At 69.5% G+C, this 14,033-nt stretch carries 19 protein-coding genes; all 19 read left to right on the forward strand.

Going from position 1 to position 14,033, the window contains the following annotated elements; all coding sequences use genetic code 11:
* Window positions 1–175 precede the first annotated feature (175 nt).
* The 19 genes from OHB41_RS51465 (at window position 176) to OHB41_RS51555 (ending at window position 13,931) form a co-directional block, all read left to right on the forward strand.
* Complete coding sequence (locus tag OHB41_RS51465; protein ID WP_266709645.1) at window positions 176–976, forward strand: hypothetical protein; 801 nt, start codon at window positions 176–178, stop codon at window positions 974–976.
* A gap of 109 nt (window positions 977–1,085) precedes the next feature.
* A complete protein-coding gene (locus tag OHB41_RS51470; protein WP_266709647.1) occupies window positions 1,086–1,208 on the forward strand; it encodes a hypothetical protein in 123 nt (40 codons plus the stop codon).
* A 61-nt stretch (window positions 1,209–1,269) separates the two neighbouring features.
* Window positions 1,270–1,434 carry a hypothetical protein gene (locus OHB41_RS51475; RefSeq protein ID WP_266709649.1) on the forward strand — a complete coding sequence of 55 codons (165 nt, stop codon included), beginning with the start codon at window positions 1,270–1,272 and terminating at the stop codon, window positions 1,432–1,434.
* Between the two features lie 181 nt (window positions 1,435–1,615).
* A complete protein-coding gene (locus tag OHB41_RS51480; RefSeq protein WP_266709651.1) occupies window positions 1,616–1,915 on the forward strand; it encodes a hypothetical protein in 300 nt (99 codons plus the stop codon).
* A 142-nt stretch (window positions 1,916–2,057) separates the two neighbouring features.
* Window positions 2,058–2,357, forward strand: a complete 300-nt coding sequence (locus tag OHB41_RS51485) for a hypothetical protein (RefSeq protein ID WP_266709653.1) — start codon at window positions 2,058–2,060, stop codon at window positions 2,355–2,357.
* Window positions 2,357–2,488 carry a hypothetical protein gene (locus tag OHB41_RS51490; RefSeq protein WP_266709654.1) on the forward strand — a complete coding sequence of 44 codons (132 nt, stop codon included), beginning with the start codon at window positions 2,357–2,359 and terminating at the stop codon, window positions 2,486–2,488. The genes OHB41_RS51485 and OHB41_RS51490 overlap by 1 nt, the downstream gene beginning before the upstream one ends.
* A gap of 9 nt (window positions 2,489–2,497) precedes the next feature.
* A complete protein-coding gene (locus OHB41_RS51495) occupies window positions 2,498–2,674 on the forward strand; it encodes a hypothetical protein (protein WP_266709655.1) in 177 nt (58 codons plus the stop codon).
* A 202-nt stretch (window positions 2,675–2,876) separates the two neighbouring features.
* Entirely contained in the window at window positions 2,877–3,104 is a 228-nt protein-coding gene (locus tag OHB41_RS51500; protein ID WP_323138647.1) for a DUF5999 family protein, read from the forward strand.
* Window positions 3,097–3,225: a hypothetical protein gene (locus OHB41_RS51505; RefSeq protein ID WP_266709418.1), complete on the forward strand. Its 129-nt coding sequence runs from the start codon at window positions 3,097–3,099 to the stop codon at window positions 3,223–3,225. Before OHB41_RS51500 ends, OHB41_RS51505 begins: the two co-directional genes overlap by 8 nt.
* Window positions 3,226–3,300: 75 nt before the next feature.
* Entirely contained in the window at window positions 3,301–4,485 is a 1,185-nt protein-coding gene (locus OHB41_RS51510) for a hypothetical protein (RefSeq protein ID WP_266709658.1), read from the forward strand.
* 244 nt (window positions 4,486–4,729) lie between these two features.
* Window positions 4,730–6,412 carry an FtsK/SpoIIIE domain-containing protein gene (locus tag OHB41_RS51515; RefSeq protein ID WP_266709660.1) on the forward strand — a complete coding sequence of 561 codons (1,683 nt, stop codon included), beginning with the start codon at window positions 4,730–4,732 and terminating at the stop codon, window positions 6,410–6,412.
* A gap of 220 nt (window positions 6,413–6,632) precedes the next feature.
* On the forward strand, window positions 6,633–7,577 hold the full coding sequence (locus OHB41_RS51520) for a C40 family peptidase (RefSeq protein WP_266709662.1): 945 nt from the start codon (window positions 6,633–6,635) through the stop codon (window positions 7,575–7,577).
* Between the two features lie 3 nt (window positions 7,578–7,580).
* On the forward strand, window positions 7,581–7,856 hold the full coding sequence (locus OHB41_RS51525; RefSeq protein ID WP_266709664.1) for a hypothetical protein: 276 nt from the start codon (window positions 7,581–7,583) through the stop codon (window positions 7,854–7,856).
* Between the two features lie 5 nt (window positions 7,857–7,861).
* Window positions 7,862–9,133: a hypothetical protein gene (locus OHB41_RS51530; protein WP_266709666.1), complete on the forward strand. Its 1,272-nt coding sequence runs from the start codon at window positions 7,862–7,864 to the stop codon at window positions 9,131–9,133.
* 95 nt (window positions 9,134–9,228) lie between these two features.
* The gene (locus tag OHB41_RS51535; RefSeq protein ID WP_266709668.1) at window positions 9,229–10,305 is read left to right on the forward strand and encodes a hypothetical protein; all 1,077 of its coding nucleotides are present in this window, start codon (window positions 9,229–9,231) and stop codon (window positions 10,303–10,305) included.
* 122 nt (window positions 10,306–10,427) lie between these two features.
* Window positions 10,428–12,521 (forward strand): putative type IV secretion/conjugal transfer ATPase, encoded by a 2,094-nt coding sequence (locus OHB41_RS51540; protein WP_266709670.1) that lies wholly within the window; start codon window positions 10,428–10,430, stop codon window positions 12,519–12,521.
* Between the two features lie 246 nt (window positions 12,522–12,767).
* On the forward strand, window positions 12,768–12,989 hold the full coding sequence (locus OHB41_RS51545; protein ID WP_266709672.1) for a hypothetical protein: 222 nt from the start codon (window positions 12,768–12,770) through the stop codon (window positions 12,987–12,989).
* A 205-nt stretch (window positions 12,990–13,194) separates the two neighbouring features.
* Window positions 13,195–13,620, forward strand: coding sequence for an RRQRL motif-containing zinc-binding protein (locus OHB41_RS51550; RefSeq protein WP_266709674.1), 426 nt, complete (start codon window positions 13,195–13,197; stop codon window positions 13,618–13,620).
* Between the two features lie 20 nt (window positions 13,621–13,640).
* A complete protein-coding gene (locus OHB41_RS51555) occupies window positions 13,641–13,931 on the forward strand; it encodes a hypothetical protein (RefSeq protein ID WP_266709676.1) in 291 nt (96 codons plus the stop codon).
* Window positions 13,932–14,033: the final 102 nt, after the last annotated feature.

Genomic DNA, 14,033 nt, shown 5'->3' on the forward strand with positions numbered 1-14,033 from the left:
GGCGGCAGTGGGGTGAGCCGAGCTCCCCCGGCAGGCCTGTACCGAATAGCTCCACCTGATCCACCTCGAACGGCGCTGCTGCGCTGTCTGTCCGCCAGGACCCACCTGCCGAAAGGCCGGCCTGGCGCGGCAGAGAAGGCAGCACCCGCACCCGATCCCACGTCAGGAGGATTCGATGCCCCGCAAGCGTCCCGGCCGCGTCCGGACCAAGAACACGAACCGCCGTGAGGCGCTCAAGCTCAGCAGCATGGCCCCGGAGGACTACAACGTCAGGCCGGATGAAGTGAAGTCGATCGCCTGCCCCGACTGCCGCACCTGGCGCCGGATCACGGGCGACAAGGTCCTCAAGATCCGTGAGCACTGCCTCTCCGACAAGGTCGCGGAGGGAGAGAAGCACGTCACCTGCCCTGGCAGCGACCAGCTCGTGGTCATCGACATCGACGTTCGGCGCTGGCAGTCCGAGCAGAACCGGCTGCTGCGCGACGCGATGCCGCAGGAGATCCGCCGCGCCGCTCAGCAGTTCTACAAGCCGCTCCCGGCCCCGGCCGCTCCGGTCTCCCGGATCAAGGCGGAGGTCACGCTGGAGACGGCCCGACAGTCCTACCTCGCGCACCGCACGGGCTGCACGCGGTGTGTCGGTGGCCAGCACTGCACGGACGGCGGCATCCTCGCCCGCCGCTACGTCCTCGCCCTCCAGGAGGAGCCCGCCCGCCGCGATGCCCGCGAGGAGCTGGAGCGACAGGAGCAGCGCGCCGCGCGGAAGCAGTCGGCGCCGGCCGTCCGCAAGGCACAGTGGGCCAAGCATGGCGGCGAGGAAGTCGAGAAGGCGAACAACGCCTGCACGGCGCGGACTTCGGGATCGCTCTCCGAGTTCCGCGGCCCCGCAGTCCCGCTGCAGCCGCAGAACGTGGAAGCGCACGAGCGGCGACAGGCTGAACTGGGCAAGCAGTACGCCCGGAAGACTACGGCGGCTTGACCCGCACATCGGCATGAACGACCACGGCCCTGGCCATCCCGCCCGCTCGGGATGGCCAGGGCCGTGGCCGCTTGTATGGCAGCCCACCAGGACGAGTAGGAGGCAGCACATGGACGCGGGCGAGGACCTGACGTTCGAGGAATGGTGCGCGGAGCTGGAGGCCATGGACCACCAGGAGTACCTGGAGGTCATGGCGCAGCTGGACGTCTGCGCCGCCGACCCGACCAGCTGACCGCAGCCTGCGCTGCCCGCCGTCGACCGATCCGCTCGCCGCCGACTTCGAGGAGTCTTCGATGCCCGTTCCGACTGATCCGCGTACCCCGCAGCAGCGCATCGGCGACCAGCTGGCCGCCGCGCACCGGCAGTTGATCCGGCCGGGCCTGTCCCGTGCGGACCGGGCCCGTGTCGCGGGCCGCATCCACGACCTGACCGCACAGGCCCGACGCATCGGCGCCTGACCGCACCACGCAGCTTGCGCTGCCCGTCGTTGACCGTGCCCGCCCCTGGGGTCCGGTCGGCGGCGGAGTGCGCAGGACGCACTGCCCCGCCTGTCGCGGGGCCCGTATGCGGCAAACCCCCGGGGGTCTCCACCCCGGGGGTTCTTTTGCCGCTGGTCACCCTCCAGACAGGACGACCCGCATGCCCATCATCACCGACACCATCGCCAGCCGGTTACCTCTTGCCGAGGAAGAGATCGGCCCGCGCCATCCCGGCGCGCTCTACCAGAACGCGACGGGCGCCTTCGAGGTCCTGGTGCTCATCACCGACCCGAGCGAGGCCGCGCAGCTGCTGCGCCGTGACAGTGCGCGGTGGGCGGTCATCGTCCGCGACGTGCTGCGGGCCGATGGCGAGCCGTTCGTGACCGGTGCCGTGTGGACCAGCGAGGACCGCCTGGTCCGCCCCGGCCGCGCCAACGAGAAATTCGCGCCGGCTGCCTGACGATCCGCCACGGTCCACCTCCCGCCCCGTTGTCGTTGGGGTGGGAGACGGGCCGTGGCTGGCCGTCCGGCCAGCCACACAACGACGGCCCCGGAGCCGTGATTCTCCGGAGCCGTCTTGGTCAGCAGGAATTGGAGTCCCTATGACCGCTCAGATCATGACACGCCCCCGCCCCGGCACGGCAGGGGGCGACGACGCGAACCGCCAGCTCGGACAGCATCTCCTGGACGTCGTCCGGCGCCAGGACGCCGCGATCCCCGCCGCCCGGCGCGCCCCGCGCACCGTGGCGGAGATGCGGGCCCGGCTGATCGGCGCGAGCGGACAGCAGTCGTGCGGCAGCTGCGGCGGTGCCGGCGGGCGGACCGTCGACACCAGCAGCGGAGGCATCACCCGGCAGACGTGGGTCAGCTGCGGCTCCTGCCACGGGACGGGGAAAGCCTGATGAGGGGCAGCGGACTCGCCCGGTTACGCCAGTACCTGCTCACGTGGCGCAACTCCGGGCAGTGCAACGTCTGTTCCGGCTGGTTCGACGACTGGCCCGGCGGCACGTGCGACGCCTGCGCCCGAGGCTAGGCAGCACCGATGCCTGACGACCTCTACCAGCGCTACCAGGCCGCTTCCACAACGCACCGCACACATCGCGGCGCCTGCGCCGACTGCACGGACACCGAACGCTGCCCCACGGGGCAGCGGCTGTTCGAGTCGTTCGCGCGGCTGCAGGACGCCTACCTCAACCGTCAGCGCGCTCAACGGCGCTGACGATGCCCGGCCTGGCACCGCCACCTCTGCCAGGCCACCGACCCGCCGGCCCGGCCCCCGCACCCAGCGTGCAGGGGCCGGGCCGGACGGTGTCCAGGAGCCAACTCCCCCTGCCCTTTCCCCTTGGGAGGACTGCATGCGCACGATCCCGCTACAGGCCGCGCTGGACGACACCGGCCTGCACCACCGCCAGCCCCCGGCCCTGTGCCGTCACACCCCGCCCTGCCCAGCCGCCGACAGCACGGACCGCGAGGCCGCCCGCACCGTGGCCAGCCACCCCGGCTGGAGTCTGCTGTGCAACGGCGTCCTGCTCTTCGAGGACACCGGCGAGCTGCTCCCCACCGGACAGATCATCGCCCCCCACCGGCCCGCCCCCGTCTACGACGTACCGCCCCCGCGCGTGCAGCGTGAGGACTACGCCCGTGTCTGACGACTTTCAGGACCGCATGTTCCTGGCCAGCCAGGCCGTCTACGAGGCCATTGAGCGCGGCGAGGTCACCGACGTGGAGGCCGCGCTGATGGACGCCCACGCCGCGGCGTCCGAGGAATGACCGGCCTCGCCGCGCACCCCTGCAGGGCGACACCGTCCTGCTCCCCACACATCCCGTACGGACAACGGAGACACCATGAACAAGGAGCAAGAGAAGGAAAAGTGGTACCGCCGGCGGCCCACCTCGCGTGGGCTGGTGCTCAGCATCCTGGGGATCGTCACCCTGGGAGTGGCCATCCTGTCGGTCGCGGTCAGCTACCAGATCCTCGAACCCCGGTTCGGCGGATGGGCGGTGCCGACCGTGGGCGCCCTGGACGCGCTGTGGGTGGTGTTCCAGGCAACGGAGATCCTGTCCGGCAACAACCGCAGCCGCGCCCGGCGCGTGCAGGTCGCGGGGCTGGCCCTGACCGTGGTCAACGCCGCCATCCCCACCGCCGATCTGATCCTGTCCAGGTCCGGCGCGTTCGATCTCGCGATGGTCCTCACGCCGATCGCCATCGTCGCGACCAAGGGCGCCTGGTGGATCGCGCTGCCCTCGCTCGGACGGAAGGTGTCGCCCGACACCCTGCAGGCCATCGCGACCAAGCGCCAGCAGGTCTCCGACCGCCTGGAGACGATGGAGGCGGAGGCCGCGCACCGGATCGAGCTGCTCGAGCTCGCGACCACGCTGGAAGAGCGGGTGGCGAAGGCGGAGACGGCCTACCGCAAGTCGCAGCTCAAGACGCAGCAGACCATGACCGAGGAACTGCACGGCCAGGCAGAGGCCACGGCGAAGACCGTCGCGGACAAGGTGCTGCCCGCCACGGTCGCGGCGATCGAGCTGCCGGAGCTCGGCACGTGGACGCCCACGGCGCCCGCGCTGCCCGTCACGGCAGGCCGTGACGCCTCCGGCCGTCAGCTGCCTGCCCTGCCGGGCGGGCGTGACGGATCCGGCACAGACGGGACCGGCAGTCACGCTGGTCACGGCGATCCGGACGGAAACCGTCACGGTGAGGGTCACGGCGGGCGGGACACAGGCCGTGACGCCGTCACGGCCGCGCACCTCGCGCAGCTCGCGGCCGTCACGGGCGTGCCCACGCCCGAGCCCGGCGAGACGCTGACCGATGCGCAGGTGGACGTCGTGCTGCGGCACCTGCGCTACCGCGACGACCCGCCGGCCTCCTACCGCCAGGCCGTCGCCACCTTCCGCGACGCCGGGTTCGTCGGCAGCGAGAAGCGCGTACGCCACGCATGGGGCGCGCTGCTGTCCAACGAAGAGAACGAGGTCGACACCCCGGCCGAAGAGGCCGACGAGGAAGAACCCGAAGACGCGAGCGCCTGAAAACCGCTCCTGTGTCCGGCACCACCAGTGAGGGCCAGCCCGCAGCACCTGCGGGCTGGCCCTTGCTGCGACTGCCGGAACCACGCACCACCGCAGTCGACCGGTGCAGACCCGGCGAGTGAACCGGCGAGCGGACCGAACGTCCGCAGACCCGGCAAGCAGACCCGGCGAGCACCAAAAACCCACAAGAAATCGAACGCGCGAGCGAATATGCTTGCGCGTTCACGATCACGACGGAGGGTGCGTGAGCAGAAAGAAACAGCAGGCCAGCGCCGGTGATGATGGCTACGGGCAGGCGGCAGGCGCGATCGGCACACTCGCGATCGCGTTCGGCATCCTCGCCGCCATCAAGGACAAGCTCGGTCTGTCCTGGCCGGCCACCGTCCTGCTCACCGCAGGCGCGCTGGTCGCACTCGGATACGGCGCATGGAGGGCCAAGAGCGTCCTCAAGGCCTGGTGGGCGAGCGAAAAGCCCACGGCCACGGAGAAGAAGTCCGCGGCCACGGAGAAACAGCCTGCGGCCGCCATGGCGGAAGAAGCCCCGGCCACGGCCGTGATCGGGGGCGATCAGGCCGCCGCTCAGGCGGCTGTGGCGCACCCGCAGCTGACCGCGGCGCTGGCCAAGGCCGGTGTCATCGGCAAGGACGAAATCATCCGCGCCAACGAGGTCACCATCGAGCCGGTCCCGAAGCCTGGCAGCGGCTCTCTCTACGACTTCCTGGTCCCAGAGGGACGCACCTACAAGGACGTCGAAAAGCGCCTCGGCAACGTCGCCGGCATGTTCGGTGCCACCCGGCTGCACACCAAGATGGAGCGCAGCCGGGACAACGAACGCCGGGTGCGGCTGCTGGTGCTCGATGAGCCGCCGCACACCCGCCCGTTCAGCCCGCCGACCCGGCAGCAGATCGAGACCTTCGACGGGGTGCCCTTCGGGCACGACGTCGTCGGGCAGCTGGCCGGTGTGGGGACCTTCGACAAGGCATCGCTGCTGGTCGGGGGCATGACCCAGATGGGCAAGACCACGCTGGTCAACGGGCTGATCACCTGCCTGCTGATCGCCTACGGCGAATTCGACCTGTACCTGCTGGACGGGAAATTCTGCGGGCTGACCCGGTTCGAGAAAATCGCCGTCCGGTACGAGGCATCCGACAATCCGGCCGTGTTCGAGGACATGGCCGACGAACTGAATGCCCGTGGGGAAAGCCGGTACGAGAAAATCAAGGAGGCCATCCGAAAGCGGCAGCCCGCACCCAAGTTCAGGCCGGTGTTCTTCATCGTGGACGAAGCCGCAGACTTCTTCGCCCACGACGGCACGAACGCGGGCAAGGAAAACGCGGCACGGGTCGCTGAAAAGGCGCGCTCTCTGGTCGCCAAGTGCCTGGAGTCCGGGATTTCCGTGGTGATGCTGACGCAGCGCCCAGCCCAGAACGCGATTCCGGTCATGGTCCGTGACCAGTTCCTCTACCGCATGTGCCTGTACGTGGCATCGGAAGGAACCGCGAAAGTCGCCCTCGGAGACACGTACTTCGACACGATCGCGCCGATCAACCCGGCCTTGCTCGATTCGAGCATCAAGGGCCAGGGTGTCCTGTTCGCGCACGGAGTCTCCACCCTCATCCGGGGATTCAACTTCTCGGATGAGTTCATCTGGAAGACCGTTGACGAGGTCGACGCCCGGCAGCAGCAGAAGTTCGCCGACGCCCCGGTATCACCGGTCAAGCAGGCAATTGACCTGATGCGGAGCGCGGGCGTGGACTTCATGGCCACTGCCGACCTGGCCCCGGCTTTCGGGATCACGGAAACAGATCCTGCGAAAGCCGGAAGGCAGCTGAACGGCCTTCTCAAGGTCGCGTCGGACAAGAGCACCAAGGGCGTGCGGGGCTACCGCCTCACCGACCTCACCGCCGCCGCTTCGTCCGATTCGTGACCGCCACCTGGCACCGCCGGCAGACCGCCAGCTCACCGCCACCCGAGCCCCTGGGTGGCGGTCCGACCGCCCTGGGTGGCGGTGTGCTGGCGGTCTCCTGGCGGTCCCGGGTGGCGGACCTGACCAGCGCAAACGATCAACAACCCCCGGAAGGAGGGAAGAGGCGTTGCGAGCCTCTTTAGCCGTCACGATCGGGGCGGGCGCGACCGCGGCTGTCGTCGTGGCCGCGCTCGTGCAGGCCGCCGGCGACGATCCCGTGGTGGGAGCGGCGCTCAGCCTGTCCATCCCCGCCCAATACCGGTCCCTGGTCGAGGACGCGGGAAATACTTGCCCCGAGGTCACACCGAATCTCCTTGCTGCGCTCCTCACACAGGAATCCGGGTTCGACCCGAAAGCACAATCACCTGTCGGAGCCGAAGGCGTCGCGCAGTTCATGCCGTCCACGTGGGAAACCCACGGCATCGACGGCAACGGCGACGGAAAGCGCGATGTGTGGGATCCCGGAGACGCGATCCCCTCAGCGGCAAAATATTTGTGCGACATCGCCGGGGACGTCAAAGATGTTCCGGGAAATGCGCAGAGCAACATGCTCGCCGCCTACAACGCGGGCAGCAACGCGGTCCGTAAATACGGCGGTGTGCCTCCCTACAAGGAGACACAGAACTACGTCCGCTCGATCTCCGCACTCGCCAGCAAACCCGCGACCGGCGGAAAGACCGCGACCACAGAGCAGGCCGCCGCCGCGATCAGTGCGGCCAGCGGAATGCTCGGCACCCCTTATTCGTGGGGCGGCGGCAGCGCAAGCGGTCCGAGCACGGGGATCTGCTGCTCCCCAAACGGGCACTCCGGAAAGACGATTGCCGGGTTCGACTGTTCCGGGCTCACGCTCTACGCCTATGCGAAAGCGGGCATCAGCCTGCCCCGCACGGCAGCCCAGCAGTACGCGGCATCGGAGCCCGTCAAGCCGGGCGATGTACGCCCCGGCGATTTGGTCTTCTACGGCAGCAGCCCGGCCAGCATTCACCACGTCGGAATTGCCATCGGGGGCGGCTGGATTATCGACGCCCCCCGGCCCGGCACGGAAGTCCGCATCGACCCCATGGACACGATGACCGACCTGCTCGCGGTCGCCCGTCCCAATCCCTCACACAACAAGGAGATCTGACCCATGGACAAGTTCACGACCCTCGCGAAGCCCGTCGACATGTCCGGCGGGTTCAAGGACTTCTTCGACACCATCGGCCTGACCGGCGGTGGCCTGGTCACCAAGGGCATCGCCGCCGTGATCGCCGTGATCGCGGTCCGCATGCTCCTGCAGCTGTCCAACGACCCCAAGGGCGCGCTGCGCAAGGGCTCGATGGCGATCGGCACGCTGTTCGTCGCCGTGATCCTTGCCCTGTACGGGGACACCCTGTTCTCCACCGTCACCCAGGCCAAGGGCTGACAGCCGTGGCAGACAAGGACGACCCGTGCGACCTCCTCAAAGGCACGCCGGGATACGAGTACTGCCGAGGTAACCAGGAATCCGGCGGCCACCCAGGCACCGGCGCCGGCGGAAAGGGAATCTCTGACGGGGCCTCCGACCACGTCAAAGAGCTCGCCGTAAGCCTGATCAAGAAGATCAACGGCCTGGTTGCGCCGGGAAAGGGATGGGCACCGGAGACTGCGAACAGCGGTCTGTACGAGCCGTTCTTGTGGCTCGGTCAACATCTCGCCGTCGCGATCTTCATGTCTGTGGTTGTCGTGTGCGCCTTGACCGCATGGCAGGGCGCACCCCGTCTGCGGCAGATGGGCGCTTCCACCGGATGGTCTCTGGCTGCGGTGGCCGGTATGGCGTCGGTCCCGGGCGTGGTGATGCTGCTGAACAAGGCCGTGAGCGCAGCGTTCACGGCCGCGTTCGACAGCAATGAGTCCACGCTGTTCGGTGCGATCAGCGCGGACATGGATAAAGGAGCGGACGCGGGAAACCCGCTGGCGATCCTGCTGATCATCGCCGCTCTGGTGGTGGCCCTCGCCTTTGCCGCGCTGGTGTTCATGATGCGACAGCTCGGGATCCTGGCGTTCGTGTGCATGGCACCCGTCGTGCTGGCGTCACTGGCACGAGGGGGCGACACATCCGCGGTCAAGGCGTGGGCGGGAAAGCTACTGGGGTTGATGTTCGCCCCGTTCGCGTTGCTGCTGCTCTCCCCGTTCGTGGCGTTCGCCAAGGGCTCGCTCGTGGTCGACGCGGTGCTGCTGGTCGCCGCGGACGCGCTGATGCTGCGGATGATCTTCCATGGGGTGCCCTACTTTGGCCCCAAGGTCGCTCGCGGTGCGCGGGCGTTGGTGGAACGCCGCACGGACAACCGGCTCGCCCGGGCGGTCGTGCGGGCCGGCGCCCCGGACGTCTACGAGCGGGAGAACGCACCGCGCGGGCTGCGCACGGTGGACACGCCGGGTCGCGCAGTGCATCAGGACCGGGGTGTGCTGTTCGCCGCGTACGGCGTTACGCAGCGCAAGCGTGAGGGACAGCTGACCACGGCGTCCACCATCGCTCAGGTCAATCAGCGTGCGGCCCGCACCGCGCAGATCACTCAGGCGCGTCAGCAAGCTCGGGCGGCTGTCCAGCGGCAGGCACCAACCCCCCGCGTCCCGGCGCCCGGGCCTCAGCCCCGGACGCCGGCGCCGCGGAGGCAAACGCCGAACCCGCAACCGGGCTCAGGGCAGTCACCCAACTCGTAGTCCCCTGCCATCGGCCCTGGTGTCCGCTCCCCGCCCCTCATCGGGCGGGGAGCGGACGCCAGGGCCGGGCTCATCAGATGTGAAGGAGCGGTTCTGTGTACTCCCTGACCCCCGGCTACCGGATCCCCGCTGTGCAGCGCGGACTCAGCCCTGTCGAAACCCTGCTGACGAAAGCCAACGCCGGGCTCGGGAGCGCCGTCCTGATGTCGGCCATGCTCACCCCACCACCCGTGTGGACATTCGGCGCGGTCGGCGCGGCCGCCGCTCTCCTCAACGTGGCGCCGGGCCCGCGTTCCGTCGCCCGCTGGGCAGCCGTCGGCTACCGGCATCTGCGTGAACGCATCGTGCCGGCGGGCGTGTTCACCCATCCCGGAGCAACCGCGACATGGGCCTTGTACCCGGACCACGGCACTATGCAGGACGACCAGCGCCGGGCATCCTTCCACGACGCGTTCAGCAAGGCGCTGGCGTTCGCGGGCGGTCAGGCCCGCAGCGCCGGCGTTCAGGTCCACGTCACCCACCACGCGGCCAGCGGCGAACACACCGACCACACGCAGACGGTCTCCGTCCACGTACCCAAAGGCCTGGCCGGGCAGCCCGCCCGCGTCCTGGACACGCTCGCCGGCGAGTTCGCCGCACTCGGTGTCCTGACGCCCATCACCCCCGACCCGGTACCCGCCGTCGCCGACCGCGGCCCCGGCTGGGTCGCGCTGGACGACGGACGGTTCGCGGCGACTGCGCGGATCACGTCCTGGCCCCAGGAAACCGGCGGCGACCTCATGCCGAAGATGCTGCTCGGCAGCCAGAACGCGGACCGTTCGTTCGCGGTCCTCTACCGGCCGTTGCCGGTAGGCCAGTCCCGCCGCTCCGCGAAATGGCAGCGCGCCGCGAGCGAGGCGTTCATCAACGACAAGGTCAAGCAGGACGCCCACGACCTCGCTTCCAGCACCGCGCACGGCGCGCTCGTGCAGGGCGCGACGCTCGTGGACCTCGACGCCTACCTGACGGTGTGGGGCGACAGCCCCGACACGGTCACCGATGCCCGCTGGCAGGCATCCCTCGCCTCCGACCGGCACCGCATCCGGCTCGACTGGCTGACGGGCCAGCAGCACCGCGCCCACGTGATGACTACCCCGCACGGAGCCTCCACCAGGAAAGGGGCGATCCTCTGATGATCCGCCTGCCCTCCAACCACGCCGCGATCACAGCGCCCCTCGTCGCGTCCAGCACCCGCTTCCCCGGTATCCCGATCGGGCGGTCACTGCTGGACGGGCGCCCCTTCCACCTCTCCCCCGTGCAGGCCGACGCGGCGATCCTGCCCGCGACCAACAGCCTTGCCCTGGGAGGTCTCGGCTCCGGCAAGAGCACCACAGCGAAAACACGGATCCGGCGCGAGATCCTCCACCACGCCCATCAAGCCGTCGTCATCGACTCCTTCGGGGAGGAAAGCGCCGGAGGCGAATGGGCGCCGCTGGTCCGCTCGCTGGGAGGCCGGGTCATCGAGGCCGGCGCCTTCACCCTGAACCCGTGCTCGAACCTCTTCCCTGCCGAGGTGCGTGAGCAGCTGGTCCGCTCGCTGATCCTGGCGGTGGAGCCCGGCGCTCTGACCTACCAGGCCACCCACGCTCTCCAGCACGCCCTCAATCACCCGAAGGCGACCTCGCTGAACGGGCTGGTCGACGCGCTGGTCAGTCCCGAGAGCGGCCGGTGGCCGGCCGCGAAGCTGAGCGAGTGGGGTGAGGGCGCGGCGATCGCACTGTCCCGCTACACCGAGGGCTCGCTGCGCGGGCTGTTCGACGGCCAGGACGCGAGCCTGCCGGAGACGGACCTGCCGATCCTGTCGTTCGACTTCTCCAGTCTGGACCGCAACAGTCCAGCGATCCCGTCACTGATGGCGGCGGTCTCGTGCTGGGCAGAGCACGTGTGGCTGCGCCAGTCGACCGCCGTGCACCGGCACCTGGTCCTCGAGGAGGCGTGGCAGATCCTGCTCTCCCCTGCCACGAGTGAGCTGATCCAGCGTCTGCTGAAGAACAGTCGGAAAGCCGCGTTGTCCCTGGACGTGGTGATGCACACGCTCTCTGACCTCGGGGAGGGCAGGGCGCAGGACCTCGCGCGGCTGTGCGAGATCGCGCACGTCGGGCGCCTCGGCCCCGAAGAGGCCGCGATCGTCGGCTCGTTGCTCGGCCTTCCGGCCTGGGCAGTGGAACGGATCCCGGCACTGGATCCGGGACAGGCGGTGTGGAAGGTCGGCCCCGACTACGTCGACATCATCCAGACCGTGCTCGATGACGAGGAAGCCGCGCTCACGGACACGTCCTCGCGCCGGCGCAAGGCACAGCAGGCCTTCGCGGTCGAAACCGACGCCGCGGTCGCCGATGCCACGGCCGATGACGACCAGGCACAGACGGAAGCCGAGTCCGCGTTCGGCGACGCGAGCGTCTACGCCGGGCTGAGCGAGGACCAGGGAGCCACCCTGGCGCCGCAGGAGCCGGTCGCCGATGACGCCGGGTGGGGCTGGGACATGCCGCCCAACGTCATCGACACCCGGCACGGCGACGTCCTCCAGGCCGCGAGAGAAGGACGATGCAGCGAGGCCGCGCAGCTGGCGGCGATCGGCGAGCGCGAGGACATCAACGCGTTCGGCATCAACTCGGACCAAGCGGTCTCGTGGCTGTCCACCCGGGCCAGGGTGGCGGACCTGTCCGGAAGCCCGGACCAAGCCGTTCAACTCCGCGCTACCGTCGCCCGCATGGGTAAAGACGACGTCGAATGGTTCCAGCAGACCGACGACAGCGCAGATCCGGCGTGGCACAGCGCGCCCCAGCCGCCCACACCAGAACTGACCCCTGACGACGAACAGTCCCCGCCGTTGCGCCAGCGTGGCTGGCCGTACGTCGCCGCGATCGCAGCCCTAGCCATCGCAGGGGCTGGGGTATGGCAGAGCGCAGCGAACGACAAGCAGGAACAGCAGTACAAGGAGAAGGCAGCCGCCTATAAGGGCGTATCAGTTACACAACTGAACATCGATGGGGTCAAGACCGAAGCCGCAGCGTCATGGAGCAGAGACGGCCGGTCCGTTGTCCTGTCGGTGTGGGTCGACTGGCGAGAGAAGCCGAAGCTCGTCCGTATCGACTCCGGCAACCAGACGGCGAAGGAGCAGACGCAGCCGCTCGAGTCGGGGCAGTTTCCCATGCCCATTCATCTGGAAGTGAAGGTGCCGGTCAAGGACCGCTACCAAGCGGTCCGGCTGATTGTCGCAGTGGGCGGGTCCCAGTGGAAAAAGAATTCCCGGGCCCCGCACCGTGCGATCGAGTTTCACCCGGACCGGACGGCCATCGACACCGAAACTGGTAAGCACCTCAAGCAGTACTATTCGCGGCTGCTTTGACCACTCTGGTACGCGCAGCTGGCACTCTGCTGCTGATGCTGACTGCCCTCACAGGCCACCTGCAACGCGCTTCTATCGTCTACGGCCCGCTCCCTTCAAGGTGCGGGCCGTGGACACGTAGACGTGTCTGCACAATTTCCGGGTGTTCCGCCTGGTCCTCGCCCACCGCCACGGCACGGTGGGCGAGGACTGGACAGGCCGCCCGGCCGCAGCACCATCCCCGCCAACCCGAAGGAGAGATCTCGCGTGGCAAAGGGCCCCGCCGTCATAGGTGTCCTGACCGAACCCCCGAGACCGACCTGGTGGCGCCTCAACCGCCACAAGGCGCTATTGGTCGTCGGCTTGCTGGTCGGTTACTGGATCGGAACCCACCTGCACGGCACTGCGGAACCACAGCCGGACACCCCGAGCCCGGGCCGCACCGCTCCCGGCTCGCAGCACACGCACACCGTCCCCGGCCCGGCCTGACCTCACACCCAGGGATTCCCTCCTGCGCCCCGCCCCGCCGCTCCTGGCAGGGCGGGGCGCAGTCCTGTCTGCCCATCGACGTCTGGAGGACCCGGCCCGTGCTCATTCCTCGCCCGCGCCGCCGGATCGGCCGTCCCCGCCCGCAGCGCCCCGGCCCCCGCTACCCGCAGCGTCCCGTCCGGCTGCCCGACGTCTGGAGTCGGTGATGGGCGGCATCAGCGGCGTCACCTTCAAGGATCACGAGCTGCTGGTTTCGGCGTACGACTGGGGAACCGCCCCCGAGGGGCTGGCCACCCGGCGTCAGTTACGCGCTCTCGGGCTGCGCCCCGCGGGGCAGGAGCCGATTGTGCTGCGCTGCCGCTCGTGCGGGTTTTGGCCCGGCCGTATCTGCACCCGGCCGACGTACCTGTACCGGATCGACCGCGCCCGGCCGGTCCGGCCGATGACTCTCGCGCAGGAGCGGGCCCTGGACCGGGCGATGGAGGCCAGGCAGCGGTGCGGAAAATGCGGTCGCCGGTACCACCACTGCATTCCATTGCGCACCCTCGGCAGCTGCCTGGAATGCCACGACGGAACCCCCGCCGACCCCACCACCTACATACCCGCGCCCGCCCACCAGCTCGCCGCGTGACATCCGAGAGGACGACCGACATGAGGACCGTCCCTCGGCTGCGCACCGTCCTGATGCTCGCTGCCGCCCCGGCCGTGGTCGCGGTGACGGCCGCGGTGCTCACCGCCGGGCACCGGACGCTGTACGCCGACCGGCACCGCATTGAGCTGGCACCCAGGTCCCGCCGCTCCTGCCCCGACTGCCGGGGTGCCGGCGGCTGGTGGACCAGCGGCCCGTTCCCGGAGATGGAGGCGTGCGGCTGCTGGTCGAACCGGCGCACGCTGCGCCTCCCGCTCTTCCACGCCGCCTGGCCGGACGAACCCCCGTTCTGAAACAGCTCCGCCCCGGCCCTGCAGGCCGGGGCGCAGCCGTAGTACGAGGCGGCCGCAGCATCGGCAAAGAGTCGGCCGCCCCGCTCCCCCTTCACCCCGTTT

It is taken from the genome of Streptomyces sp. NBC_01571 (genome assembly GCF_026339875.1).
GTDB lineage: Bacteria > Actinomycetota > Actinomycetes > Streptomycetales > Streptomycetaceae > Streptomyces.

Excerpts from the sequence above, each read along its gene's own strand:
- OHB41_RS51550 (WP_266709674.1), top strand. The coding sequence starts at position 13,195 with ATGGGCGGCATCAGCGGCGTCACCTTCAAGGATCACGAGCTGCTGGTT.
- OHB41_RS51555 (WP_266709676.1), top strand. The coding sequence starts at position 13,641 with ATGAGGACCGTCCCTCGGCTGCGCACCGTCCTGATGCTCGCTGCCGCC.
- OHB41_RS51525 (WP_266709664.1), top strand. The coding sequence starts at position 7,581 with ATGGACAAGTTCACGACCCTCGCGAAGCCCGTCGACATGTCCGGCGGG.
- OHB41_RS51485 (WP_266709653.1), top strand. The coding sequence starts at position 2,058 with ATGACCGCTCAGATCATGACACGCCCCCGCCCCGGCACGGCAGGGGGC.
- OHB41_RS51495 (WP_266709655.1), top strand. The coding sequence starts at position 2,498 with ATGCCTGACGACCTCTACCAGCGCTACCAGGCCGCTTCCACAACGCAC.
- OHB41_RS51490 (WP_266709654.1), top strand. The coding sequence starts at position 2,357 with ATGAGGGGCAGCGGACTCGCCCGGTTACGCCAGTACCTGCTCACGTGG.
- OHB41_RS51465 (WP_266709645.1), top strand. The coding sequence starts at position 176 with ATGCCCCGCAAGCGTCCCGGCCGCGTCCGGACCAAGAACACGAACCGC.
- OHB41_RS51475 (WP_266709649.1), top strand. The coding sequence starts at position 1,270 with ATGCCCGTTCCGACTGATCCGCGTACCCCGCAGCAGCGCATCGGCGAC.
- OHB41_RS51510 (WP_266709658.1), top strand. The coding sequence starts at position 3,301 with ATGAACAAGGAGCAAGAGAAGGAAAAGTGGTACCGCCGGCGGCCCACC.
- OHB41_RS51470 (WP_266709647.1), top strand. The coding sequence starts at position 1,086 with ATGGACGCGGGCGAGGACCTGACGTTCGAGGAATGGTGCGCGGAGCTG.
- OHB41_RS51480 (WP_266709651.1), top strand. The coding sequence starts at position 1,616 with ATGCCCATCATCACCGACACCATCGCCAGCCGGTTACCTCTTGCCGAG.